This is a genomic window from Mesorhizobium sp. WSM4844 (assembly GCF_055811775.1).
This window is the reverse complement of the sequence record NZ_JBVVQB010000050.1, coordinates 25,533-49,518: the sequence shown is the minus strand read 5'-3', so window position 1 is coordinate 49,518 and position 23,986 is coordinate 25,533. Positions and strand designations below refer to the sequence as shown.

The 23,986-nt window shown below is 64.0% G+C and carries 24 protein-coding genes; 22 read left to right on the top strand and 2 right to left on the bottom strand.

The genetic code is table 11. The features are described from left to right. On the bottom strand, positions 1-261 hold a 261-nt coding region (locus tag AC0L2A_RS28350), incomplete at its 3' end, for a hypothetical protein (protein WP_473611593.1). A gap of 274 nt (positions 262-535) precedes the next feature. Between AC0L2A_RS28350 and AC0L2A_RS28345 the strand changes: the two genes are divergently transcribed. The 9 genes from AC0L2A_RS28345 to AC0L2A_RS28305 all read left to right on the top strand — a co-directional run bounded on the left by AC0L2A_RS28345 (position 536) and on the right by AC0L2A_RS28305 (position 8,957). Continuing rightward, a complete protein-coding gene (locus tag AC0L2A_RS28345) occupies positions 536-1,261 on the top strand; it encodes a GntR family transcriptional regulator (protein WP_236376823.1) in 726 nt (241 codons plus the stop codon). Positions 1,262-1,263: 2 nt separating this feature from the next. Next, entirely contained in the window at positions 1,264-2,298 is a 1,035-nt protein-coding gene (locus AC0L2A_RS28340; RefSeq protein ID WP_473611591.1) for an ADP-ribosylglycohydrolase family protein, read from the top strand. A 59-nt stretch (positions 2,299-2,357) separates the two neighbouring features. Next, the gene (locus tag AC0L2A_RS28335; protein ID WP_473611590.1) at positions 2,358-3,326 is read left to right on the top strand and encodes a PfkB family carbohydrate kinase; all 969 of its coding nucleotides are present in this window, start codon (positions 2,358-2,360) and stop codon (positions 3,324-3,326) included. A gap of 55 nt (positions 3,327-3,381) precedes the next feature. Beyond that, positions 3,382-4,437, top strand: a complete 1,056-nt coding sequence (locus tag AC0L2A_RS28330; RefSeq protein ID WP_473611589.1) for an ABC transporter substrate-binding protein — start codon at positions 3,382-3,384, stop codon at positions 4,435-4,437. Positions 4,438-4,478: 41 nt separating this feature from the next. Next, positions 4,479-5,348 (top strand): ABC transporter permease, encoded by an 870-nt coding sequence (locus AC0L2A_RS28325; protein ID WP_287321015.1) that lies wholly within the window; start codon positions 4,479-4,481, stop codon positions 5,346-5,348. Beyond that, the gene (locus tag AC0L2A_RS28320; protein ID WP_473611587.1) at positions 5,348-6,136 is read left to right on the top strand and encodes an ABC transporter permease; all 789 of its coding nucleotides are present in this window, start codon (positions 5,348-5,350) and stop codon (positions 6,134-6,136) included. The genes AC0L2A_RS28325 and AC0L2A_RS28320 overlap by 1 nt, the downstream gene beginning before the upstream one ends. Next, positions 6,136-7,200: an ABC transporter ATP-binding protein gene (locus tag AC0L2A_RS28315; protein ID WP_473611586.1), complete on the top strand. Its 1,065-nt coding sequence runs from the start codon at positions 6,136-6,138 to the stop codon at positions 7,198-7,200. Before AC0L2A_RS28320 ends, AC0L2A_RS28315 begins: the two co-directional genes overlap by 1 nt. A 66-nt stretch (positions 7,201-7,266) precedes the next feature. Next, positions 7,267-8,514, top strand: a complete 1,248-nt coding sequence (locus AC0L2A_RS28310) for an aconitase X (protein WP_473611584.1) — start codon at positions 7,267-7,269, stop codon at positions 8,512-8,514. Beyond that, positions 8,511-8,957 carry an aconitase X swivel domain-containing protein gene (locus AC0L2A_RS28305; protein WP_473611583.1) on the top strand — a complete coding sequence of 149 codons (447 nt, stop codon included), beginning with the start codon at positions 8,511-8,513 and terminating at the stop codon, positions 8,955-8,957. The genes AC0L2A_RS28310 and AC0L2A_RS28305 overlap by 4 nt, the downstream gene beginning before the upstream one ends. A gap of 83 nt (positions 8,958-9,040) precedes the next feature. Here AC0L2A_RS28305 and AC0L2A_RS28300 read toward each other — a convergent pair whose 3' ends face one another. Next, positions 9,041-10,072 (bottom strand): LacI family DNA-binding transcriptional regulator, encoded by a 1,032-nt coding sequence (locus AC0L2A_RS28300; protein ID WP_023798621.1) that lies wholly within the window; start codon positions 10,070-10,072, stop codon positions 9,041-9,043. Positions 10,073-10,441: 369 nt separating this feature from the next. Between AC0L2A_RS28300 and AC0L2A_RS28295 the strand changes: the two genes are divergently transcribed. The 13 genes from AC0L2A_RS28295 to AC0L2A_RS28235 all read left to right on the top strand — a co-directional run bounded on the left by AC0L2A_RS28295 (position 10,442) and on the right by AC0L2A_RS28235 (position 23,983). Continuing rightward, positions 10,442-12,055 carry an extracellular solute-binding protein gene (locus tag AC0L2A_RS28295; protein ID WP_473611582.1) on the top strand — a complete coding sequence of 538 codons (1,614 nt, stop codon included), beginning with the start codon at positions 10,442-10,444 and terminating at the stop codon, positions 12,053-12,055. Positions 12,056-12,135: 80 nt separating this feature from the next. Further along, positions 12,136-12,996 carry a carbohydrate ABC transporter permease gene (locus AC0L2A_RS28290; protein WP_287052730.1) on the top strand — a complete coding sequence of 287 codons (861 nt, stop codon included), beginning with the start codon at positions 12,136-12,138 and terminating at the stop codon, positions 12,994-12,996. Next, entirely contained in the window at positions 12,993-13,970 is a 978-nt protein-coding gene (locus AC0L2A_RS28285; RefSeq protein WP_473611580.1) for a carbohydrate ABC transporter permease, read from the top strand. Before AC0L2A_RS28290 ends, AC0L2A_RS28285 begins: the two co-directional genes overlap by 4 nt. Next, positions 13,967-15,055, top strand: a complete 1,089-nt coding sequence (locus AC0L2A_RS28280) for an ABC transporter ATP-binding protein (RefSeq protein WP_473611579.1) — start codon at positions 13,967-13,969, stop codon at positions 15,053-15,055. Before AC0L2A_RS28285 ends, AC0L2A_RS28280 begins: the two co-directional genes overlap by 4 nt. A gap of 200 nt (positions 15,056-15,255) precedes the next feature. Next, positions 15,256-16,347, top strand: coding sequence for an ABC transporter ATP-binding protein (locus AC0L2A_RS28275; RefSeq protein ID WP_473611578.1), 1,092 nt, complete (start codon positions 15,256-15,258; stop codon positions 16,345-16,347). 35 nt (positions 16,348-16,382) lie between these two features. Next, complete coding sequence (locus AC0L2A_RS28270) at positions 16,383-17,495, top strand: Gfo/Idh/MocA family protein (RefSeq protein ID WP_473611576.1); 1,113 nt, start codon at positions 16,383-16,385, stop codon at positions 17,493-17,495. 26 nt (positions 17,496-17,521) lie between these two features. Then, positions 17,522-18,436, top strand: coding sequence for a sugar phosphate isomerase/epimerase family protein (locus AC0L2A_RS28265; RefSeq protein ID WP_473516486.1), 915 nt, complete (start codon positions 17,522-17,524; stop codon positions 18,434-18,436). A gap of 24 nt (positions 18,437-18,460) precedes the next feature. Further along, positions 18,461-19,402, top strand: a complete 942-nt coding sequence (locus tag AC0L2A_RS28260) for a sugar ABC transporter substrate-binding protein (RefSeq protein WP_473611575.1) — start codon at positions 18,461-18,463, stop codon at positions 19,400-19,402. Between the two features lie 61 nt (positions 19,403-19,463). Beyond that, positions 19,464-20,468, top strand: a complete 1,005-nt coding sequence (locus AC0L2A_RS28255) for an ABC transporter permease (RefSeq protein WP_473611574.1) — start codon at positions 19,464-19,466, stop codon at positions 20,466-20,468. After that, positions 20,465-21,247 carry an ATP-binding cassette domain-containing protein gene (locus AC0L2A_RS28250; protein WP_473611597.1) on the top strand — a complete coding sequence of 261 codons (783 nt, stop codon included), beginning with the start codon at positions 20,465-20,467 and terminating at the stop codon, positions 21,245-21,247. Before AC0L2A_RS28255 ends, AC0L2A_RS28250 begins: the two co-directional genes overlap by 4 nt. A gap of 16 nt (positions 21,248-21,263) precedes the next feature. Continuing rightward, the gene (locus AC0L2A_RS28245) at positions 21,264-22,445 is read left to right on the top strand and encodes an aldose 1-epimerase family protein (protein ID WP_473516487.1); all 1,182 of its coding nucleotides are present in this window, start codon (positions 21,264-21,266) and stop codon (positions 22,443-22,445) included. A 91-nt stretch (positions 22,446-22,536) separates the two neighbouring features. Then, on the top strand, positions 22,537-23,625 hold the full coding sequence (locus tag AC0L2A_RS28240) for a fatty acid desaturase family protein (protein WP_473611572.1): 1,089 nt from the start codon (positions 22,537-22,539) through the stop codon (positions 23,623-23,625). Positions 23,626-23,668: 43 nt separating this feature from the next. After that, positions 23,669-23,983, top strand: coding sequence for a MocE family 2Fe-2S type ferredoxin (locus AC0L2A_RS28235; protein ID WP_128247706.1), 315 nt, complete (start codon positions 23,669-23,671; stop codon positions 23,981-23,983). Positions 23,984-23,986 lie beyond the last annotated feature (3 nt).

Sequence of the window (23,986 nt, the reverse complement as noted above, 5' to 3'; positions counted from 1 at the left end):
CTGCGGGCTTGGCGGGCAGTTCCGATCGGCATTCGAATTCGTGCCGTCGGGGCTCGCAATAATGCTACCGGTAATCCCGGTATCGACAGCATCCGGCTCGGCCAGGTTCGGATCGGTCGGGGCCGGGTCGATGACGACGCTTCTGCCGCTGCCAGGAGCCATGCCAGCCTCTGTGTCGGCTGGGTCGGCTGTGCTCTGGGCCATCGCAGAGGTGGCCAGGCCGGCGGCGAGCACGGACGCCGCGAGTAACTTCGTAAGCATGGTTTGCCTCCATTTGTCTCCATTTTTCGGTCGTCGCCGCATCGCGACTACAGAAAAAACCGCTCGGGGGTGGTGAAGGTTCCCATAAAATTCCAGCCTGCGAGGAACCGTCGTGACCAGCAGGGCCGTCGTGATCGGGAGGGGCCGTCGTGATCAGCAGGGCAATCTTGCCCGGGATGCGGGAACGCAAAACGTGCCGGCCGCGAGCCGTTGACATGACTTGCCCTATCACGTTATTGAACAGGATTATACAGGTTTACTGAACAGGTATTCCATGGCGCGTCGCACGACCCTGTCGTCTCCCGGAACCGGCAAGCCCGAACGGATCGCCACCGTCCTCGAGCACGAGATCCGCTCCGGCGTGCTCGGCTTCGGCGACCGCCTGCAGAGCGAGAACGAGCTTGTCCAGCGCTTCTCCGTCAGCCGCAACACCATCCGCAAGGGTCTCGAGGAATTGTCGAGTCGCGGACTGATCACCACCAAGGTCGGCATCGGCTCGTTCGTCACCTTCGACGGCATGCCGGTCGATGACGCCGTCGGCTGGTCGCGGGCACTGGCCAATGCCGGCGCCAATGCCGAGACGCGCACGCTCAGGCTCGAAGTCATGCAGGATGGCGAGCTCGCTGCCAGGCTCGGCGTCGAAAGCCCGTTCTTCATCGCCGTCGACCGGGTGCGCTCAAACGCCGATGACGGCCATGCCATCTCGATCGAGCGCAGCCGCCTGCCGCTGTCGCCCGAACTGGAGGACGTGCCGCTGCGTGGCCTGCGCGAGGGCTCGCTGCACCAGACGTTGCGCGGCGCGGGGCTTGTCCCCGATCACGGCGAGGAGTGGGTCGATATCGAGATGCTGAGCGCCGAGGACGCGGCCATTCTCGACTGCGCGCCGGGCGCGCCGTTCCTGCGCACGCGGCGCCTGACGCGCGCCGCCGACGGCCGCGCCATCGAATATGTCACCAGCCTGCTCAATCCGGCGCATTTCGCGCTTCACCTGGAGTTCTGAGCATGGAGATGGCCGCGGCGATCGACCGGGCGATGGGTGCGCTTGTCGGCGGGGCGCTGGGCGATGCGCTCGGCATGCCGACGCAGCTTTTGTCGCCAGCCCGCATCGCCGAGCTCTACGGTCCTGTCGAGGGTTTCGTCGCGCCCGCCGCCGACCATCCGGTGTCGAAGGGCCTGGCCGCCGGCACTGTCACCGACGACACCGAACAGGCGCTGCTGCTCGGCCGCATCCTGGTTGCTTCAGGCGACGGCTTCGACCACACGCGCTGGGTCAAGGCGCTGCTCGACTGGGAGCGCGAGGTCAAGGCGCGCGGCAGCTACGATCTGCTCGGACCGTCGACCAAGCGCGCCATCGACGCCATCAATGATGGTGTGCCGGCCGAGGAGGCCGGGCGCAGCGGCGACACCAATGGCGCGGCGATGCGCATCGCGCCGGTCGGCATCATGATGCCGCCGGAGCCGCTCGACGCGCTGGTCGCCAAGGTTGCGGAAACCTGCCGGGCGACGCACAACACCTCGATCGCCATTGCCGCGGCGGCTGCCGTTGCCGCCGCTGTCAGCAGTGGCGTTGCCGGCGGCGATTGGCGCGCCGCCTCGGATCGCGCGGTGGTGGCGGCAAGGCAGGGCGCAGAACGCGGTCACTGGACCACCGGCGGCGATATCGCCGCGCGCATCGACTGGGCGAGGGGCCTGGTTCGCCGCAAGGCTGTCACCGACGGCATCCGGCTGATCGTCGACCTGGTCGGCACCGGCGTCGCCAGCCAGGAATCGGTTCCGGCGGCCTTCGCAGTGCTGGAAATCGCCGGCGGCGATCCCTGGCAGGCGGCCGTCATCAGCGCCAATCTCGGCGGCGACACCGACACGATCGGCGCCATCGCCGCCGGCATGGCAGGCGCCTGCGCCGGCTTTCGCCGATTGCCAAGGGAATACATCCCCCGGCTCAAAGGGCTCGACATGGCGCAGGTGCGCGCGCTCGCCGCCGACCTGGTCGCGGTGCGGATGGCGAAACGCGGTTCAGGTAAGGACGTGGCGGCATGAGCGGAGCTCAGCCTGGCATGAGCGGAGCTCAGCCTGACATGAGCGGAGCTCAGCCTGACATGAGCCGGCGTCTTGTCCATGTCGGCAGCGCGGTGGTCGACCATGTCTACCGCATCGACGCCCTGCCTGAGCCCGGCACCGAAAAGACCGCATCGAGTTATGCCCAGGTCGCCGGCGGCGGCTTCAACATGATGGTCGCGGCCAGCCGCACCGGCATGAAGGTCGTCTTCGGCGGCCAGCTCGGCAGTGGACCGAATGGCGACTTCCTGCGCGCCGCTTTTGCCGCCGAGGGCATCGCAACGCTGACCCCGCCATCGCCTGATATGGACAGCGGCAATTGCGTCGCCATGATCAGCGGTGACGCTGAGCGCACCTTCGTGTCATGGCCTGGCGCCGAGAGTGTGCTCAGCCTCGGCATGATGGCGCCTGTCCGGGTTGCGCCTGATGATTGGGCGTTCGCCTCCGGCTACACGCTGAGCTATCCCGGCAGCCGCGACGCGCTGGCCGACTGGATCGAGGCGCTGCCGGCGGAGATCGCCCTTGTCTTCGATCCGACGCCGGTCGTCTCGGACATTCCGCGCGCCATTCTCGACCGGGTGCTGGCGCGCACGATCTGGCTGAGCTGCAACACAACGGAAGCGGCCGAGATCGCCGGCCGCGGCGATGTCGAGGCCGTTGCCGCCCGGCTTCTTTCCAATCACTGCCCGACCGCCGAGGCGGTCATCATCCGCGCCGGGGCGGAAGGCTGCTTCGTGCGACTGGCTGACGGCACCGCGCAGCCCGTGCCCGGTTTCAAGGTCGCCGCCGTCAATACCAACGGCGCCGGCGACACCCATATCGGCGCCTTCGTCAGCGCGCTGTCGCGCGGCGTGCCGCCCTTCGAAGCGGCAAGTTACGCCAATGCGGCGGCGGCGCTCTCGGTCACCCGCCATGGCGGATCGTCGGCGCCGACCGACGAGGAGATCCAGACATTCCTCAGCCATGACGATCGATCCGTGCACGGCCGGAAGCAAAAGGCCCATTTATGACAGCCTAAATGACGCAACAAGCCCGCCAACCGGGCAAACAATGAGAGGAACGAACATGCGCATGCCCAAACTGACTGCTTTTCTGACGGCAACCGCCGTCTTCGCTTCCGCACTGGTCGCCAGCGCCGACGAGGTGCATGTGCTCAACTGGAAGGGCTACGGCGCCGACGAGCCCTGGGCCATCGCCGCCTTCGAGAAGGCGACCGGCAACAAGGTCGTCAACGATTTTTTCAATTCCGAACAGGAAATGCTGACCAAGCTGAGGACCAATCCCGGCCTCTACGACGTTGTCATGATCAACGCCGCCTTCAACGACCAGGCGATGGCGGAAAAGCTGATCCAGCCGATCGACGTCTCGAAAATCCCCAACTATGCCGACATCAGCGCGGACAAGGCAGGCTCGCCGATGCTCGCCCGCGACGGCAAGGTCTATGGCGTGCCATGGGTGTGGGGCTTGACCGCGCTCGCCATCAACGAGAAAGCCTTCGAGACGCCGCCGACCAGCATCGCCGAGATGTGGAACGAGGCGCATAAGGGCCGCGTCACCATCCGCGACGATGCCGTCGAAGCGGTCCAGTTCGGCGCCATCGCCACCGGCCAGAACATCAACGACATCAAAGATATGGAAGCGGTCAAGGCGAAGCTGACCTCGCTGATGCCGCAGATCAAGACGTTCTGGAGTTCGGAAAACGACTGGAACCAGATGGTCGCCTCCAATCAGATCGACATCGGCACCTATTGGAGCGGCTCGGCCGACCGCGCCAAGACGCATTTCAAGCTGCCGGTGTCGCTGGTCATCCCCGGGGAAGGCGCCGTCGCCTGGCTCGACGCCTTCTCCATCCCGGTCGGCGCCAAGAATGTCGCCGGCGCCGAGGCCTTCATCAACACCATGATCGATCCGAAATTCTACGTCGAATGGGTCACCAAGGTCGGCGCGCCGGTGTCAGCCAACGCCAAGGCGGTCGCCGCCCTTCCCGAAGACGCCTTCAACCGCAAGGTGATGGGAGACCCCGATGTCGCCAAGCGCATCCAGTTCCAGGCGCCGATCAGCGACGCGCAGCGCGAGGCTTATCTGGCGCTGTGGCAGGAGCTGAAGGTCAATGTGAAGTAACGGGCGGGGTGAAGTAACGGCAAGCTTTTCGGGAGGAACATATGGCAGGACAGGTCGCGACCGGTTCGAGGAGCGGATTGCGATCGGCTTTGCCGCTGCTTGTCCCCGCCTATCTCTGGCTGACGGTGGCGATCTTCTTGCCGCTGTCGGCCATGGTGTTCTTCTCCTTCATGACCGAACTGCCGTTGTCGGGAAAGGCGTGGTCGTTCACGCTGGACAATTATGCCACCTTCTTCTCGCAAGGCCTCTACCGGACGCTGCTGCTGGCCTCGCTCCGGCTCGGGCTCGAGGTGACGCTGTGGTGCGTCGTCATCGGCTATCCCGCGGCCTATGTGCTGGCCAAGGTGTTTAGGGGACGCAGCCGCGAGGCGATCTTCCTGCTCGTCATCCTGCCGTTCTGGTCGAATGGCCTGGTGCGCATCTTCTCCTGGGCGATGGTGCTGCGCGAAGGCGGCATTCTCGATACCGCGCTCAACGCCGTGCTGCCGTTCAAGATCAACATCGACCTGATGTATTCCTATCCGGCCGTCATCATCGGCCTGGTCCACTCCTACGTGCCCTACATGGTGCTGACCTGTTACCTGACGCTGCAGGCCATCGACGATTCGCTGATCGAGGCAGGGCGCTCGCTCGGCGCCTCGCGGCTGCAAATGCTGAAACGGGTGATCATTCCGCTGTCGATGCCGGGGCTGGTCGCCGGTGCGGCGCTGATCTTCGTTCCCGTCGTCGGCTCCTTCATGGAACCGCGTATCCTCGGTGGCCGCACCGGTACTTTCTACGGCACGATCATCGAGGACCAGTTCGTCGCCGTGTTCAACTGGCCGCTGGGTGCGGCGCTGTCCTTCATCCTGCTGGCCGTCGTGCTGGTCATCCTGGCATTGGCGTCGCCGGTGTTGAAGAGGGCCGCGTGATGGCGACGACGCGTATCCTGGAATGGTGTGGGCGCCTCTACATCTGGCTGCTGCTCGCCTTCCTCTACCTGCCTGTTATCATCATGGCGCTGATGTCGTTCAACGTCTCGCCCTTCTACCAGTTGCCGTTCGAATGGACGACGGAGTGGTACGCTTCGTTGTGGCAGAACGACCAGCTGATCTCCGCCACCTGGAACAGCATAGAGATCGCCATCATCTCCACCATCATCTCCACGGTGCTCGGCTCGGCGGCATCGCTGGCGCTCTATCGCCATGAATTTCGCGGCAAGAAAGTCCTGCAAGCGCTGCTGTTTCCACCGATCGCCATTCCGTGGCTGATCACCGGCACGGCGATGCTGATCTTCTTCTTCGGCGTCGGCATCGGGCGGGGACTGTTCGCGATCCTGCTCGGCCATGTGGCGCTGGCGCTGCCCTATGTCATCGTCGTCGTCTCGGCCCGGCTGCAGACCTTTGCGCCGGAGCTGGAAGAGGCGGCGCGATCGCTCGGCGCCAACCAGTGGCAGGTGACTTCGCGGGTGACGCTGCCCTGGATCATGCCGGGCGTCATCGCCGGCGGGCTGTTCGCCTTCGCCGTGTCGTTCGACCAGTTCGTGGTCTCCTACTTCCTGTCGACGCCGGGCCAGACGACCTTGCCGGTCGAGATCTACGCCGCGATCCGGAAGGGTTTCACGCCGGAGATCAATGCCGTCTCGACGATCATCATCGTCGTCTCGATGGCGCTGATGCTGCTCACGGCAAAATTCTTCAAATTCGGCGGAGAGAAATAATGGCCGGCGTGCAGGTAGCGAATTTGTCGCGCAGTTTTGGCGCGCACAAGGCGCTGGACGATGTCTCGATCGATTTCGCCGACGGCGGTTTCTACGCGCTGCTCGGGCCGTCGGGCAGCGGCAAGACCACGCTCCTGCGCCAGATCGCCGGCTTCGATTTCCCCGACTCCGGCCGCATCGCCATCGGCGGCGAGAGCGTCGAGCGGGTGCCGGTCGAGAAGCGGCGCATCGGCATGGTGTTCCAGAACTATGCGCTGTTTCCCAATATGAGCGTCGCCGACAATGTCGCCTTCGGCCTGTCGGTGCGCGGGCAAGCCAAGCCAACAATAGCCAGCGAGGTGCAGCGCGCGCTCGACCTGGTGCAACTCGGCAAGCTTGGCGGCCGCCGCCCGCACCAGCTGTCGGGCGGCCAGCGCCAGCGCGTCGCGCTGGCCCGCGCCATCGTCACCAAGCCGCGCGTGCTTCTGCTCGACGAGCCGCTGGGCGCGCTCGACAAGGCGCTGCGCGTCGACATGCAGATCGAGCTGAAGCGCATCCAGCGCGAGATCGGCATCACCACCATCTTCGTCACCCACGACCAGGAAGAAGCGCTGACGATGAGCGACCGCATCGGCATCCTGCGTGACGGCAGGCTTGTGCAGGAGGGGCCGCCAGAGGAGATCTACGACAGGCCAAAGAGCGAGTTCGCCGCCACCTTCCTCGGCGACGCCAACATTTTTCGCGGCGACAGCACCGGCGCCGGCATCCGGCTGCCGGACGGCACGATGATTGCCGCCGGCGCAGGCGCGACGCTTGCCGCCGGTGCCAAGGCCAGCTGCGCGGTGCGGCCCGAACGCATCCGCATTGCTACCGATTCAGGGACGTCCGATCCGAACGCCAATATGCTCCGCGGCCAGGTATCCAAGCGCATCTTCGCCGGCAACAACAGCACCTATTTCGTCGATCGCGACGGGCAAACGCTCAAGGTCATCGTGCAGAACACCGGCGTTGAAAGGTTGGCGGAGGGGCAAGAAGTGGTGCTGCGCTGGTCGCCGGAGAGCACGGTGCTGATCGCTGCAAACTGATCTTGCCAGGCGGACCGCAATCAGTGAGAGCATGGTCGGGCATAGTGCGGGAAAGCGGAACACCCGATGACGCTTGAACTCAGTGCGGGCGACCAGTCGATGCTCGACGGCGAGCACGGCCGGGCCGTGGCCGCAGCCGTGAAGATACTGGTCGCCTTTTCCAACGCCGTCGGTGCGCGCAAATTGTTGGACATTGCCGGGGCGCATATCGACGGCTGCCTTTATCACGGCCAGGCCAGCCTCGATTTCGTCGAAAGGCTGGTCGAGGGCGGCGGCCGCGTTCGGGTGCCGACGACACTCAATGTCGGTTCCTTCGACCTCATCCATCCCGGGCTGGTGAAGATGCCGACGGCGCAAGAAGTGCCGGCGCGGCGGCTGATGAAGGCGCATCTAAAACTCGGCTGCCAGGCGACCTTCACCTGCGCGCCCTATCAGACGCGGTTCCGGCCGGGCTTTGGCGAGCAGATCGCCTGGGGCGAGTCCAACGCCATCGTCTTTGCCAATTCGGTGATCGGCGCGCGCACCAATCGCTATGGCGATTTCATCGATTTGTGCTGCGCGATGACCGGGCGCGCGCCGGCCTGGGGGCTGCATCTCAGCGAAAACCGGCGCGGCCAGATCCTGTTCAAGCTGACCGGTTCTTTCGAACCTTCCGATGCCCTGTTCGTTGGCGTCGGGCTTATTGTCGGTCAAAGGAGCGGCGACCGTATTCCTGTGATATCGGGCCTGCCGCAGCCGCGCGACGAGGATCAGTTGAAGGCGCTTGGCGCGGCGGCGGCAACGACGGGTGCGGTGGCGCTGTTTCATGCGGTCGGCATCACGCCGGAAGCAAGGACGCTCGACGAGGCATTTCGCGGCGTGGCGCCGGAAGCGACGATCCGGATCTGTCGCGCCGACATCGACCAGGCGCTGGCAAAACTGTCGAGCGTCCCCGACGGCGCGCCGCTTGCGGCCGTATCGCTCGGCACGCCGCATTTTTCCCATGACGAGTGGATGCGCCTGCTGGCGATGCTGCGCGAGGTGGCGCCGGACAGGGGGGTTCCGATCTATGTCAACACCGGGCGCGCCACTTTCAAGAGATTGCAGGACGAGGGCGAACTGGACGGCATGGAGGCGTTCAACCTCATTCCGGTTACCGATACCTGCACCTATGTCACCTCGGTGATCGAGCGTCTCGACGGCGTGGTGATGACCAATTCCGGCAAATGGGCGCATTATGCGCCCGGCAATATCGGCGTGTCGGTGGCCTTCGGCGACCTGGCAGACTGCGTTCGCTCGGCCGCTGCCGGCCGCGTCGTGCGAGGCGCGCGATGAGCGAACAGGACGGTCGAGCGCTGAAAAGTCGGGCCCTGAACAGAGTTGGCACGTTCCAGCTTGCCGGCGAGGCGCAGGGATCGGCGCTGGTGCTGTCGCATGCGCTCAGCTTCTGGGGCGGCGTCGATGCCGAAACGGGCGACATCATCGACCGTTCGCACCCGGGCGGCAACGTCGCCCGCAAGATCCTGGTGATGGCATCCGGGCGGGGGTCGTCGTCCTCATCGTCGGTTCTGGCCGAGGCGATCCGCCGGGGCACGGCGCCGGCCGGCATCATCCTGCAGCGGCCCGATCCGATCCTGGCCGTCGGCGCCATCGTCGCCGAGTTCCTCTACGACATCAGCATGCCGCTGGTCGTCTGCGACATATCGGGCATTGTCTCCGGCGACCGGATCGCGATCGGCCTCGGCGAGGGTGGCCGGGCGATCGTGAGCCGGATCTAGCCGGCCATCAGTCCGTACGGCATCCAGCTCAAGGTTACCCTGCTCGCCGCAGCGCCGCAGGCCTGATATCCCTGAGCTTCCGTTCAGATCTCCGGGATGCTCTCCCTGAAGATCACTTGCAGCCTCGGCTGGTGGAGTTCGTAAGGCAATCCCCTGATCGCATGGGTCAAGGTGTTGAGTGCTTCGCGGGCCTCGACGCGCGGGTTCTGGTCGATCACTGCATCGAGCGTGCCGTCGAGCAAAAGCTCCTTGGTGCCTTCGGTCACTTCATGGCCGAGAAACACGGTCGACAACGCCCGCACTCGCTCCTTGAGCGCGCGGGCGATGCCGGTGTTGCCGGCGCCGACATTGTAGATCGCGGCCAGGTCCGGATGCCGGTCCAGCAGGGCGGAGGCCTCCGCATAGGCCTTTTCCCGGTCGTCGAGCATCTCGCGCATCTCGACGATCTGCAGATTGGGCGATTCTTCCGTCAATATGTGGCGGAACCCCATCTCGCGTTCCTCATGGCCGCGATAGGAGAGCGAGCCGGCGAACAGCGCGACCTTGCCCGGACGACCGGCGCCCATGAAGCGGTTGAGCAGATAGCCGGCGAGCCGGCCGGCGGCGCGGTTGTCGATGCCGATATAGGCGACCCTCGGCACGTGCAGGATGTCGGACGCTATGGTGACGACCTTGACGCCGCTGGCCGACAGCGAACGGATCGCCTCGCGGACCGTCGGGTGATCGAGCGCGATGACGCCGACGCCCTGCGTCTGGCCGCGCAATTCCTGCAGCAGGCGGGCAAGCCGGTCGGGATTGAAGCCTTCGATCGTGGCGACGCGAACATCGAGGTCTGGCCGCGATTGCGCCTGCGCCTCGATGTGCCGGTGCAGCATCTTGATGAAGGAATTGGTGCCGGCGGGCAGGGCGAAGTCGAGCCGTATCACATCACCGGACAGCGCGTGGCGCGTGGTCGGGCTGTTCGAATTCTCAGCGATGTAGCCCAGCCGCTGCGCCGTTTCCAGCACGACCTCGCGGGTGCGCGCCCTGACCCCGGCGCGGTTGTTGAGCACACGATCGACCGTCGCGGCTGAAACGCCGGCTTCCCGGGCTATGTCTGTCAGGGTGGACCGCACAGTCGATCACCTCACTGTTTGCGCGCTACGCGCATCAAAATCGCGCGCTCAATGGTTCGAATGCCGGACGACGGCTTCATGCCATCCGCGATTCTGATGGGAAATGATGTATCCGGCCTGAGCCGATGCGCAAGCCGGCGCGCTACACCAAATCGTCGAGCCGGGCCGAAAAGGATCGGCGCGGCGCTCGGTCCCTCAAATTCAAGCACTAGGTGCCGTTGGCTGACCTCGCTGGACTGCATCCTCTCCCCTCAATTGCGATGTTATGATGTGTTTTGATTATTTATGATGTTGACAGCCTTCCCATACTGCCGTCAATATCCATCATGAGGGCTGTGGAGGAACAAGGCCCTCGAGGGAGGACTTCCAATGTCTGATATGATCCGCATGTCGCGGCGCCGTCTGCTGGCGTCCGGTGGAAAGGCGGCCGTGCTTGTTGCCGCCGCAGGTATCGCACCGAAATTCATCCGCCCCAGCCGCGCCTACGCGGCCGATGCGCTGGCGCCGGGCATGATCGGCGGCCCGACCGGCTTCGACGGCTCGGAGCGCTATCAATATGGGCCCGACACGCCGGAAGGCCGCGCCATCGAGGCGGCCAAGGCGATGAAGGGGGCCGGCAAGGCGCCGGCCAAGATCGTGCTTGGCCTGTCCGACGGCTCGATCGGCCAACTGACGCAGCAATTTCCCGCCGGCGCGCCCTCGATCAAGGATCTGTGGGAGAAAGAAACCGGCATTCCGATCGAGATCGTCGGCGTGCCGAACGGCCAGGAATTCACCAAGACGATGCAGGACATTTCCACCAAGGGTGGGGCCTATGACATCTACGCGGTGGAATGGAACCGTCTCGGCGATCTCGCCGAAACCGGCGGCATCCTGAAGCTCGACGACTTCGTCGCCCAGTACAAGCCGGAATGGGACGACCCCGAGCGCGGCTATGTCGATGGCGCCAAGGGCGTCTCGCTGCTCAACCAGTATCGCGGCTCGACCTACGGCGTGTCGCTGGACGGCGATTTCCAGACTTGGGTCTATCGCACCGATCTGTTCGGCGACGCGGCCGAGAAGAAAGCCTTCTCCGACAAGCATGGCTATGAACTGGCGCCGCCGAAGACCTGGAAGCAGCATGACGAGATCGCCGCCTTCTTCCATCGCCCGGACAAGGGCCTGTTCGGTTCGACCGATCTGCGCAACCAGGGCTGGGGCTACACCAACTGGTATCAGCGTTATGTTTCAATGGCTTCGCCAAATCAGTTCCTGTTCGACGATACCGGCAAGCCGCTGATCAATTCCGAGCAAGGCATTGCTGCTACCAACGAGTACATCGCCTCGCTGGCCCACCATTCGCCGGATGCGATCTCTTGGGGCTGGCCGGAGCAGTACGGAAATTTTGCCAAGGGCGGCGCCGCGATGACCTGCGCCTTCTCCAACCTGCCGAAATTTTTGGACAATGCCGGCAACAAGGATTCAGCCGTCACCGGCAAGATCGGCTCGATGCTGCCGCCCGGCCGCGAGATCGACGGCAAGCTGATCAGCCGCTCGGTGCTGTGGCTCAATCTGTCGGCCTCGGTCTCGTCGCAGGCCAAGAATCCGGAGGCCTGCTACCTGTTCCTGCAGTGGCTCGGTTCGAGCCGCATCTATGCCTGGATGACCGCCAATCCGGGCGGCTATTTCGATCCGTTCCGGCTGTCGGATTTCTCCGACCCGCTGGTCCGCCAGACCTATCACGCCTACCACATGGATGTGGTGCGCGAGACGGTCGCCCGTACCGTCCCGACCATCAATTATCCCGGCGCCACCGCCTTCCACAACGCGCTGGACGAGAACCTCGTCGCCGCGCTGACCAAGGCCAAGACCGCCGAGCAGGCGATGGCCGACACCGAGGTCGAATGGAAGAAGATCGCCCGCCGCACCGGCGAGGAGAGGCTTCTCGAAGCCATCAAGACCAACAAGGAGGCCTGGCCCACCGTTCTCGATCCGGTCAGCTGATCCTCCTTCCCAGGATCCGAATGGAGGCGAGGAGTTTGCGCTTCGCCTCCGCAAACGATGGTTACCAGCAAAGCGGCAAGATGAAGCGTTCCGTTCCCTTCGAAATATTCCGCTATGCAGCGATCCTTGCCGCCATCGCGGTGACGCTGGTGCCGATCCTGTGGATGGTGTCGATGGCCTTCAAGCCGATCGCCGAATGGTCGGCGACCGGCGCCGAACTGACCTGGTGGCCGAAGGATCCGACGCTCAGCAATTTCCGCTTCGTCTTCGGTGAATCGACCAACAACCTGATCGTCGCGCTCGATCGCACCGCCCTGAAGCCGATCCTGTCGTCGCTGCTGTCGGCCACCTTCGGAACGGCGATCGCCATGTCGGCGGGCACCGCGGCGGCCTACGGGCTGTCGCGCTTCGGCTCTGGCCAGAACCTGCCGCTGGCGCTGATCCAGCTCCGCCTGTTTCCGCCGATGGCGGTGATGACCCCGGTGATGATCATGTGGGCCTTCCTCAACTTCACCGACAGCTGGTGGGGGCTGTCGCTGATCTACGGCATCGTCACGCTGCCCTTTGCGTTCTGGCTGATGAAGACCTTCTTCGACGACATGCCGCGCGAGATCGAGGAAGCGGCGCTGGTCGAGGGCTGCTCGCGGCTGCGCGTCTTCACCCGCATCACGCTGCCGATGATGCGCGCGCCGCTGGCCAGTGCCGCGCTGTTCGTCTTCATCCTCAACTGGTCGGACTATCTGATCGCGCTGCTCCTGACGACGCGCGAATGGGTGACGGTCCCCGTCTACATGGCCTCGCTGTCCTCCTCGATGACCGGGCAGCTCTATGGCGCCAAGGCAGCTCTCGGCCTGATCGCCGCGGTGCCGCCTGTGATCATGGGTATCGCCATCCAGCGCCATCTGGTGCGCGGGCTGACCTTCGGGGCGCTCAAGCAATGAGCGCCGCGACTGCCGCAATTTCGGAGCAGGCCCCCATCCCGGAGGACAACAGCCACGCGGCCCACGCAAACCCGGCTTTGCGTGATGAAGGGGCAAAGCTCGGTTTCCGGCTGACCTTGCCGGCGCAGATACTGGTGCTGTTCATCGCGGTCTTCCCGCTCTTGATGCAGCTCTATATCAGCCTGACCGACTGGTCGCCGCTGTCAGGCCTCGGCTGGTGGAGCGCCTGGTCGCTGTGGAACAATTTTGCCAACTACACCGACCTTGCCGCCGACGCTCGCTTCTGGAGCGCGCTCAGGCGCACCGTCATCGTGATGATCGTCTGCGTGCCGGCGGAATTCCTGCTCGGCCTGGCGCTCGCCACGCTGTTTGCCGACGAGTTTCCAGGCAAGCGGATCTTTTATTCGATCCTGCTGATGCCGATGATGGTGGTGCCGGCGGTGGCCGGCTACATGTTCTTCATGCTGTTCCAGTCGGGCGGCCCGGTCAACGACATCCTGTCGGCGTTATCAGGCTTTCCCGTCACCATCGCCTGGCTGTCGGACCCGACGCTGGCGCTCGTCGCCGTCATGGTCGCCGATATCTGGCAGTGGACGCCGCTGATGTTCCTCATCCTGCTTGCCGGCCTGGTCGGCGTGCCCGAAGACCAGATCAAGGCGGCGACGCTGCTCGGCGCCAATCCCTGGCAACGCTTCGTCACCATCGTGCTGCCGAAGATGAAGACGATCATCATCATCGCGCTGGCGATCCGGGTGATCGAGAACTTCAAGATATTCGACACGCTCTACATCATGACCGGCGGCGGCCCCGGCGTCGCCACCGAAACCATCTCCGTCTATATCTACAAGCTCACCACCCAGGACCTGATCTGGGGCTATGTCGCGGCGATCGCGCTGGCCATATTGATCGTGCTGTCCATAGCCGCGGTGTTTGCCATGAAGCGCATGGCTCGGGCACGCGAGGTGACGGCATGAGCGCCATCCACCTGCAGAACCTGGTCAAGAAGTTCGGCGACTTCACCGCGCTGAAGACGATGGATCTTGCCATCGCCGACGGCGAGTTCATGGCGCTGCTCGGGCCGTCGGGCTGCGGCAAGTCGACGACGATGAACATGATCGCCGGCATGGAAGAGCCGACCAGCGGCAAGATCCTGTTCGGCGAGCGCGACATGGAAGGCGTGCCGATGGGACGCCGCGGCGTCGGCTTCGTCTTCCAGAACTACGCGATCTTCACCCACATGAGCGTGCGGCAGAACCTCGCCTACGGCCCCAAAATGCGCGGCGCGCCAAAGGCCGAGATCGACCGTCGCGTCGGCGCCATTGCCGAGATGCTGCAGCTGACTGCGCTGCTCGACCGCAAGGCCGACAGGCTGTCGGTCAACATATTGCAGCGGGTGGCGATCGGCCGCTCGGCGATCATGGAGCCGGCGATCTTCCTGCTCGACGAGCCGCTGTCCAATGTCGATGCCGCCTTCCGGGCGGTGATGCGGACCGAGCTGAAGCAGCTGCAGCGGCAGTTCCGGCAGACCATGGTCTATGTCACCCACGACCAGCTCGAAGCGATGACCATGGCCGATCGCATCGCGGTGATGGACCATGGCGTGCTGCAGCAGATCGGCACGCCGCTCGAGGTCTACAACGATCCGGCCAACGTCTTTGTTGCCCGCTTCATCGGCGCGCCGGGCATGAACCTGCTGAGGGGCAGGCCGGCGGAAAGCGACCGGGGCCTGGTCATCGACCTCGGCCCGCTCGGTGTCACGCCGCCGCTGCCGGACAATCTCGCCGCGGCAGTGAGGGCCGCGCGCGGAGATGTGCTCTACGGCTTTCGGCCGGAGCAGGTGATTCTCTCAGACCGCGGCCTGTCGATGCCGGTAACGTTCGTCGAGCGCATCGGCGCGCGCACCATTGTCCATCTCGGCCAGGGCGAGAGCGCGGTGAAGGCGATGTTCGACAATGATGTCGGGCTGGCGATCGGGCAGACAGCGGTTGTCGCGCCGGCCCAGGCGTCGGTGCGCGTGTTCGATGCTGGTACTGGTTGCGCGATAAGGGCGGGAGGCTGAGATGTTCGTGCAGGTATTCCCAGGTCGGTGCTGCCCCTCACCCTTACCCTCTCCCCGTATAGAGACGGGGAGAGGGGGGCGCCGGCGTTGGAGCTTCACCCTTCTCCCCGTCACTATACGGGGAGAAGGTCCCGGCAGGCGGATGAGGGGCAGCGCCAACGCCGGTAGTCTGTCCGCAACCGGTGGAGCGGGCTGAGACCATGGCCGATGTCGTCTTCCGCAATGTGACGAAACGCTATGGCGACACCCTCGCCGTCGACGACGCCTCGTTCACTGTCAACGACAATGAGTTCTACTGCTTCTTCGGCCCGCCGCTATCCGGCAAATCGACGATACTGCGCCTGGTGCTCGGACTGGAAACCCCCGATAGTGGCGAGGTCCTGATCGGCGGCCGGCCGGTCAATACGGTGTCGCCAGCCGAGCGCAATGTCGCCATGGTGTTCCAGAACCTTGCGCTGTTTCCGCATATGAGCGCGCGCGACAATGTCCGCTTTCCCCTGGTCGAACGCCGGGTCGCCGAGGCCGATATCGTAAAACGTGTCGATGACGTCGCGGCCAAGCTGCATATCGGCCACATCCTGCACAAGCCGCCGGCGCAGCTTTCGGGCGGCGAGCGGCAGCGCGTGGCGATTGCCCGGGCGCTGGTGCGCGACCCCAATGCTTATCTGATGGACGATCCGATCTCGGCGCTCGACGCCAGGCTGCGCGAGGAGACTCGCGTCGAGCTGAAGCGCATCCAGCGCGAGCTTGGCAAGACGCTGATTTATGTCACGCACGACCAGGAAGAGGCGATGTCTGTCGCCGACCGCATCGCCATTCTGGAAAACGGCAGGATCAGGCAGACCGGCGCGCCGGCCGAGATCTATGATCGGCCGGCCAGCACCTATGTCGCGCGGCTGCTCGGTTCGCCGATGATGAACATCTTGAAGTCGGTGCGCGGCGCGGAAGGCATGGAGGCGGCCGAAGGCACGATCCGCATCGCGGACAAGGCCGCGCCGGCCGATGCCGTCGAGATTGGGCTCAGGCCGGAAGACATCAAGGTCCGGCCCTGGCAGGATGGGGAAATATCGGATGATGGAATGTCGGTTGGGCGCGCGGGCCGCCCGGCACGAGTGTTCGAGGTCGAGCCGCTCGGCGGCTATACCGTTGTGACACTCGCTGCCGGGCAGGCGCGCCTGCGGGCGCTGCTGCGCGGCCAGCCCGATATCAGGCCGGACGCGATGGTGGCGATATCCTGCGAGCCGGGCAGGGTGCATTATTTCGGGCAAAGCGGGGAAGCGCTGGCACGATGACAGCGGTTCTAAGAAACGAGCTTCGGGAGGATCAGATGGCTGGCGAAGGAATAGCGGGCAAGGACTTCGAGCCGGACGTTGAAGTCCGCACCAGGGACTACAGGATCGGCTGCGTTGGCGCCGGCATGATCATGGCCGAATGTCACCTTGCCGCCTACAAGGAAGCTGGTTTTCCGGTGGTGGCGATCGCCTCGCGGACCAAGGCCAGCGCCGAGAAAGTCGCCAGGCGCTGGGATATCCCGACCGTCCACGACACGCCGGAAAAATTGATCGAGAACAAAAACGTCGAGATCATCGACCTTGCGTTTCCGCCGGACCAGCAGCCGGCGCTGATCCGCCATGCGCTGAAGCAGCAGCATATCAAGGCGGTCCTGGCGCAGAAGCCGCTGGCGCTGTCGCTCAAGGATGCGATCGAGTTGCGCGACGAGGCAGCCAGGGCCGGCAAGATCCTCTCGGTCAACCAGAACATGCGCTACGACCAGTCGATGCGCGTGCTGAAGCAGATCATCGACAGCGGCGCGCTCGGCGACATCGTCTTCGCCCAGATCGACATGCATGCGATCCCGCACTGGCAGACGTTTCTCGAGGACTACGACCGGCTGACGCTCGCCAATATGAGCGTCCACCATCTCGATGTGCTGCGCTTCCTGTTCGGCGATCCCGACGAGATCACCACGCTGACGCGCAAGGATCCGCGCACGCGCTTCGACCATTCCGACGGCATCACAGTTTCGACGCTGCGGTTTCCGTCAGGCGTGCTCGCCGTGTCGCTGGAGGATGTCTGGTCCGGCCCGCGCCAGGACGGCTACAAGGACGACCAGCACATCAACTGGCGCGTCGACGGCACCAAGGGCGTCGCCAAGGGCACGATAGGCTGGCCGACGGGTTCGGCCTCGACGCTGACCTATGCCTCGACCGAGACCACCGGCGGTGAATGGGTCACCCCTAGCTGGAGCACGATGTGGTTCCCGCACGCCTTCATCGGCGTGATGGAGCAACTCCAGCATGCGGTAAAGACGGGTGAGCGGCCGGCACTTTCCGTCGCCGACAACGTCAAGACCATGGCGCTGATCGAAGCCGGCTATCGCTCGATCGACGAGGGCCGCACGGTCAAGCTGTCCGAAATCTCGATAAACCCAACCAACTGAATCGCTTACAGGGAGGATTTCACATCATGATGCAGGCAGGTATCTTCACGGGCTATTTCCCGTACGGCCTCAAGGAAACCGCGCAAAAAATCCGTGCGCTCGATTTCAACACGGTGCAGCTCGACCTGCATTTCAGGGATATCGACCTGTCGGTCGGGCAGATCACCAAGGAAAAGGCCAGGACAGTTCGCGACACGTTTCGCGACCATAACCTGCCGGTGTGCTGCGTGTCGGGCTACACCAACATCATTCATCCGGACATGCGCGAGCGCGAGAGGCGCGTCGGCTATCTCAAGGAGATCATCCGCAATGCGCGCGAATTCGGCACCCCTTACGTGATCTCGGAGACCGGCACCTACAACACCGAATCCGACTGGGTGCACCATCCCAAGAACAAGACCGAGGAAGGTTTTGAGGAATGCCGCAAGGTTATCGCCGACCTTGCCCAGACCGCCTACGACCACGGCGCGGTCTTCCTGCTCGAAACCTATGTCAACAATGTCGTCGGCTCGGTCGAGGAGACGGTGAAGATGTTCGCGCAGGTCGACCATCCCGGCCTCGGCCTGTTGATGGATCCGACCAACTATTTCGAGACCCATAACATCGACAGGATGGACCAGATCCTGAACCAGGTATTCGACACCCTGACCGACAAGATCAAAATAGCCCACGCCAAGGACGTCAAGCGCTCGGGCGGCGACAAGTCGGAGAAGCACGCCGATATCGGCGACGAGGACGCGCTGGAAAGCCACACTTTTCGCGGTGTCGGCGAGATCGAGCTGCCTGCGCCCGGCCTCGGTTCGCTGAACTACGACCTCTATCTCAAGCGGCTGTCCGAAAAGCACCCGAACATCCCGGTCATCATCGAGCACCTTTCGGAGGACGACGTGCCGCGCGCCAAGAAATTCCTCGACGAGAAATTCCGCGCCAACGGACTGTGACGGCCACAAAAAAGGAGGAAGAGAATGTTGAGATTCGTATCGAAAATCGCGGCTGCGGCGACCGTGTTCGCCGGTGTTGCACTGGCTGCACCGGCGCTGGCGCAGGATGCTCAGAAGACGTTCTACCTGCTGTCGCATGGCGGCCCGTCGGACGCCTTCTGGATCGACTGGAATGCCGGCGCGACCAAGGCCTGCGACCAGCTCAAGGTGACCTGCAAGATCTCGTTCAGCGGTGGCGACATGGCGGCGCAGAAGGAGGCCTTCAACTCCGCACTTGCCGCCAAGCCGGACGGCATCGCCACCACCTCGGCGCAACCCGGCCTGTGGACCGAGGAGGTCAAGGCAGCCAAGGCGGCTGGCATCCCGATCGTGTTCTTCAACACCGACGATCCGGCAACCGGCCGGCAGGCCTATGTCGGCGCCGACCTCAGGGAAGCCGGCGTCATCTGGGCGAAATATCTGGTCGACCACAAGATGGTGAAGCAGGGCGACAAGGTGTTCCTGCCGGTCGAGGTGCCGGGCGCCAGCTATCAGCAGCTCGAGACCGAAGGCATCGCCAGCGTCTTCGATCCGCTCGGCATCAAGTACGACGTGGTCGATTGCGGCACCGATCCGGCCGGCATCATCGCCAAGATGACCGACTACATGGTCGCCAACAATCCGCCGGCAATCATCGCGCTCGGCGATTCCGTGGCGGCCAGCGTCAAGCGGGTGTTCGACGGCGCCGGCGTGCCGGCTGGCAAGATCCCGGTCGTCGGCTGGGGCAATTCCAGGGAAACCGCCGAAGCCGTCAAGACCGGCTTCGTCAACGCGGCTGCCTGGCAGTTTCCGTCGGCGCAGGGCTTCATGCCGGTGGCGCTGCTCGGGCTTGCCGCCGCGGGCGAACCGATCGGCTACGATATCCACACTTTCAGCCTCTACGACGCATCGAGCGTCGAACCGATCCTGAAACTCTACGACAAGTGATTGAAACTGACGCCCGCCGCGCAGGCGGCGGGCGTCAAGCTGAGATATGGTCCAGGCAGTCATGACTATCGCCGCAGAACAGGAAATGCCGCGCTCCAAACGCAGGTCGAGCCTGATCCGCTCGCCGCAATTCTCTTCGCTCATCATCCTGATTGTCCTGCTGGCGGTGTTCGCGATCGCCGATGCGAACTTCCTGTCGCCGCTCAACATCTCCAACATGATGGCGTTCCTGCCCGAACTCGGCATCATCGCGCTCGGCATGACGCTGCTTCTGACGGCGGGCGAGTTCGACCTTTCGGTCGGCGCCGTGTTCGGCCTGGCGCCGGTCGTCGTCATGCTGCTGGTGCAGAACGGCGGGTTTGATATCGGCATCGCGCTGCTTGCCGGGCTATTGCTGTGCGTGGCGATCGGCGCCATCAACGGGCTGATCGTCACCAAGATCGGTATCTCCTCGTTCCTGGTGACGCTGTCGATGCTGCTCGTCGTGCGAGGGGCGGCGCTCTACATCACGCAAGGCTTTCCGCTGAAATCCTGGGACCAGCCTGGCTTTTTCGTGACACTGCTGGCCGGCAGCTTCAATATCGGAACGTTCCGTTTCTATACCTCGCTGTGGTGGTTCATCGGCCTGTCGCTGCTGGCGATCTACGTGCTGCACTACGCCAAGCTCGGCAACTGGATCAGCGCCATCGGTTCGAACCGCAACGCTGCGGTTGCGCGCGGCGTGCCGGCCGATGCGGTCAAGGTCTGGCTGTTCATCCTGACCTCAGTGCTGGCGGGTCTGGCCGGCATGATCAGTGCGTTCCGCATCTCGGCCGCCTCGCCGGTAGCCGGCACCGGATACGAGCTCGAAGTGATCGCCATGGTGGTGGTCGGAGGCACGGCGCTGACCGGCGGGCGCGGCACCATCCTGGGCACCATCGTCGGCGCGCTGATGCTGCGCAGCATCCGCAACGGCATCGTGCTGATCGGCGTGCCCGGCCTCGCCTACAATATCTTCGTCGGCGTCATCATCCTTGCCATGCTCATCCTGCACGCTTTGCTGCAGAAGAACGCCGCCAGGAGCTGACCATGGAAGTGCTTCGGCTGCACAATCTGCAAAAATCCTTCGGCAGCGTCCGCGCGCTGAAGAGCGCCTCCTTCACCCTCAACGAGGGCGAGGTGGTGGCCTTGCTCGGCGACAACGGCGCCGGCAAATCCACGTTGATCAAGGCGATCTCCGGCGTCTTCCCCGTCGACCGCGGCGAGATCTATGTGCGCGGCCTAAAAGTCTCGATCCGCTCGACGCGCGACGCCATGGATCTCGGCATCGAGACCATTCACCAGGACACGTCGCTGGCGCCGGACCTGAGCATCGCGCGCAACCTCTTTCTCGGTCGCGAGCCGGTCAATCTGAAATGGCTGGGCGTGTTCGCGCCGCTCGACCTCGCCAAATTGCGCGATGCCGCGTCGGCGCTGCTGAAGCGCGTCGGCATCTCGAAAAAACTCGACGCCGATGCGCTGGTCAGCACGCTGTCGGGCGGTGAGCGCCAGTCGATCGCCATTTCGCGGGCCATGCAGTTCGCCGCCAAGGTCATCATCCTTGACGAGCCGACCAACAATCTCGGCGTCGAGGAAACGCACGGTGTGCTGCGCTTCGTCAAGGAGATGCGCGCCGCCGGCCATTCGGTGCTTTTGATCACCCACAATATCCATCATGTCTTCCAGGTCGCCGACCGCATCATCGTCATGCGCCGTGGCGAGATCGTCGCCGAGCAGACGGTCGCCGATACCGATCTGCTGACGGTGGAGAGCATCATCACCGGCGCCGACATGTCGGCCCTGCTCAAGGAGACGAGGGCGAAGTGAAGGAACTGGCCGTCAGATGGTAGAGCTTTACGGCAAGACGCTTTCGCGCCGGCAGGTCTCGGAGCGGTCCGGCATGCTGTCGCAATTCGCCGGCGTGCGGCTGATGACGCTCGGCGACGGGGTGGAGCGCGGCATCCGCATGCTCGAATTCCGCACCGGCTCCGGCCTGCGCTTCACCGCGCTGGTCGACCGGGCGCTCGACATCGCCGATTGCGATTTTAGGGGCCAGGCGATCGGCTGGCATTCGCCGAGCGGCTTTCGCCATCCCGGCCTGCACGAATATGAAGGCGAGGAGGGGCTGGCCTGGGCGCGGTCGTTTTCCGGCCTGCTGCTGACCTGCGGCCTCGACCATATATTGTTCATGAACGAGGTCCCCGCCGACAGCTACAATTATCCGCCGAAGAAGACGGTGCGCCATTCGCTGCATGGCCGCGTCAGCACCATCCCGGCGCGATTGACCGGCTATGGCGAGACATGGGACGGCGACCGCTGCGTGCTGTGGGCCGAAGGTATCGTCCAGCAGTCGACGGTGTTCGGCGAGGATCTGCATCTGCTGCGGCGGATCGAGGCCGATGTCGGCGGCAACGAGATCCGGCTTTCGGACCGCGTCGTCAATCACGGTTTTAGCCGCACGCCGCATATGTACTTTTATCACATCAATGTCAGCCATCCGGTGCTCGACGAGGGCTCCCGCTACCTGGCGCCGATCCGCGACGTCGTCTGGGCGGGCCATGCCGGCGAGCGCTATGAAGCGCAGAAGGTCGGCTACCGCACGGCGCCGGCACCGCAACTGGGCTTCACGGAACAGGTCTGGCAGCACGAACTCGGCGCCGACGCCAACGGCGACGTGCCGGTGGCGGTGGTCAACGACCGTCTCGGCCTCGGTCTCGAAGTCGTCACGCGCAAGCACCAGTTGCCTTGCGCCTATGAGTGGCAGAATTTCCAGGCTGGGCATTATGCGCTCGGCATCGAGCCGTCGACGCATCATGTGCTGGGCAATCTGGCAGCGCGCGAGCGCGGCGAGATGATCTGGCTGGAGCACGGCGAAAGCCGTTCGTACGAAGCGGTGTTCCGGGTTCTCGACGGCGCCGGCGAGATCGCCGCCGCCGAGAGCCGGATCGCAGCGATTGCCAGGCAGCCGCGGGAGGATTATCCGCGGCCATCGGGTCATTTTCCTGTTCTCGGAGGCAGGTCGTGACAATGGCGAAGGCGGTGCGAAACATCAGTTGGAAGGCTGGCCTTGGCCGGAGTGGAGAGGGCTCGCGGCGGTTCGGAAATTGGAGGTCACAATGGCTGGCAAGGTGAAGCGCGATTACAGCCTGGTCGGCGAAAGCACGCGGATTGCGATCGAAACCGGGCTAGCCTCGGCTGAGTGGTACCATACCGATGTGCCGCGCAAGACGATGAAGGAACTGATGCGACGTTCCGACAGTCCGGCAATCCGCGACACGGCCATCTGGCTGGGCGCCATCCTGGTCTCCGCCGCCGGCGGCGTTTACTTCTGGGGCACCTGGTGGTGCGTGCCGTTCTTCTTCGTATATGGCGTGCTCTATGCCTCGGCCAGCGACTCGCGCTGGCACGAATGCGGCCACGGCACGGCTTTCCGCACACGCTGGATGAATGATGTCGTCTACCAGATTGCCAGCTTCATGCTGATGCGCAACCCGGTGACCTGGCGCTGGAGCCATGCCCGCCATCACACCGACACGATCATTGTCGGGCGCGACGCCGAGATCGCCGTGATGCGCCCGCCGGACCTGCTGCGCACCGCACTCGCCTTCACCGGTATCCTCGACTTTCGCTATTCGCTTCCGGCACTGGCACGCCAGGCGTTCGGCAAGCTGACGCCGGACGAGAAAAGCTACGTGCCCGAGATGGAACAGCACAAGGCCGTCATCGCCGCGCGCTGGCATGTCGCCATCTACATCGCCACAATCGCGCTCGCGGTTTTCATGCAGTCATGGATACCGCTGGTGCTGATCGGCGGGCCGCGCCTCTATGGAACCTGGCACATGGTGCTGACCGGCCTGCTGCAGCACATCGGCTTGGCCGACGATGTCATCGATCACCGGCTCAATTCCAGGACCGTCTACATGAACCCGATCAGCCGGTTCATCTACTGGAACATGAACTACCACGTCGAGCATCACATGTTCCCGATGGTGCCCTATCACGCGCTGCCCAGGCTGCACGAATTGATCAAGCACGATCTGCCGGAGCCGAACCCGTCGATGTGGCATGCCTATCGCGAGGTTTGGCCGGTCCTGCTCAGGCAGCTCAAATATGAGGACTATTTCCTCAAGCGCGAACTGCCGCCGACGGCACGGCCCTATCGTGGCGAGTTCCACGACGTGAACATGTCGGCAGCAGCTGAATAGCACTGTGCAGCACAGCAAGGCGAAATTTCGGGAGAAAATAGAGATGGCCGATTGGGTCGAGGCGTGCACTGTGGACGATGTCGACGAAGAGGATGTCATCCGCTTCGATCATGACGGCCGCAGCTTCGCGATCTACCGTTCGCCGGATGACGAATTCTTCGCTACCGACGGCTTTTGCACACATGAAAAGGCGCATCTGGCCGATGGGCTTGTCATGGACGACATCATCGAATGCCCCAAGCACAATGGCCGCTTCAATTACAAGACCGGCCAGGCCAAGGGCGCGCCGGTCTGCGTCAATCTGCAGACCTATCCGGTGAAGGTCGAAGCTGGCAAGGTGATGATCCAGATCGCCTGACCG

Excerpts from the sequence above, each read along its gene's own strand:
- AC0L2A_RS28345 (WP_236376823.1), top strand. The coding sequence starts at position 536 with ATGGCGCGTCGCACGACCCTGTCGTCTCCCGGAACCGGCAAGCCCGAA.
- AC0L2A_RS28340 (WP_473611591.1), top strand. The coding sequence starts at position 1,264 with ATGGAGATGGCCGCGGCGATCGACCGGGCGATGGGTGCGCTTGTCGGC.
- AC0L2A_RS28335 (WP_473611590.1), top strand. The coding sequence starts at position 2,358 with ATGAGCCGGCGTCTTGTCCATGTCGGCAGCGCGGTGGTCGACCATGTC.
- AC0L2A_RS28330 (WP_473611589.1), top strand. The coding sequence starts at position 3,382 with ATGCGCATGCCCAAACTGACTGCTTTTCTGACGGCAACCGCCGTCTTC.
- AC0L2A_RS28325 (WP_287321015.1), top strand. The coding sequence starts at position 4,479 with ATGGCAGGACAGGTCGCGACCGGTTCGAGGAGCGGATTGCGATCGGCT.
- AC0L2A_RS28320 (WP_473611587.1), top strand. The coding sequence starts at position 5,348 with ATGGCGACGACGCGTATCCTGGAATGGTGTGGGCGCCTCTACATCTGG.
- AC0L2A_RS28315 (WP_473611586.1), top strand. The coding sequence starts at position 6,136 with ATGGCCGGCGTGCAGGTAGCGAATTTGTCGCGCAGTTTTGGCGCGCAC.
- AC0L2A_RS28310 (WP_473611584.1), top strand. The coding sequence starts at position 7,267 with ATGACGCTTGAACTCAGTGCGGGCGACCAGTCGATGCTCGACGGCGAG.
- AC0L2A_RS28305 (WP_473611583.1), top strand. The coding sequence starts at position 8,511 with ATGAGCGAACAGGACGGTCGAGCGCTGAAAAGTCGGGCCCTGAACAGA.
- AC0L2A_RS28295 (WP_473611582.1), top strand. The coding sequence starts at position 10,442 with ATGTCTGATATGATCCGCATGTCGCGGCGCCGTCTGCTGGCGTCCGGT.
- AC0L2A_RS28290 (WP_287052730.1), top strand. The coding sequence starts at position 12,136 with ATGAAGCGTTCCGTTCCCTTCGAAATATTCCGCTATGCAGCGATCCTT.
- AC0L2A_RS28285 (WP_473611580.1), top strand. The coding sequence starts at position 12,993 with ATGAGCGCCGCGACTGCCGCAATTTCGGAGCAGGCCCCCATCCCGGAG.
- AC0L2A_RS28280 (WP_473611579.1), top strand. The coding sequence starts at position 13,967 with ATGAGCGCCATCCACCTGCAGAACCTGGTCAAGAAGTTCGGCGACTTC.
- AC0L2A_RS28275 (WP_473611578.1), top strand. The coding sequence starts at position 15,256 with ATGGCCGATGTCGTCTTCCGCAATGTGACGAAACGCTATGGCGACACC.
- AC0L2A_RS28270 (WP_473611576.1), top strand. The coding sequence starts at position 16,383 with ATGGCTGGCGAAGGAATAGCGGGCAAGGACTTCGAGCCGGACGTTGAA.
- AC0L2A_RS28265 (WP_473516486.1), top strand. The coding sequence starts at position 17,522 with ATGATGCAGGCAGGTATCTTCACGGGCTATTTCCCGTACGGCCTCAAG.
- AC0L2A_RS28260 (WP_473611575.1), top strand. The coding sequence starts at position 18,461 with ATGTTGAGATTCGTATCGAAAATCGCGGCTGCGGCGACCGTGTTCGCC.
- AC0L2A_RS28255 (WP_473611574.1), top strand. The coding sequence starts at position 19,464 with ATGACTATCGCCGCAGAACAGGAAATGCCGCGCTCCAAACGCAGGTCG.
- AC0L2A_RS28245 (WP_473516487.1), top strand. The coding sequence starts at position 21,264 with ATGGTAGAGCTTTACGGCAAGACGCTTTCGCGCCGGCAGGTCTCGGAG.
- AC0L2A_RS28240 (WP_473611572.1), top strand. The coding sequence starts at position 22,537 with ATGGCTGGCAAGGTGAAGCGCGATTACAGCCTGGTCGGCGAAAGCACG.
- AC0L2A_RS28235 (WP_128247706.1), top strand. The coding sequence starts at position 23,669 with ATGGCCGATTGGGTCGAGGCGTGCACTGTGGACGATGTCGACGAAGAG.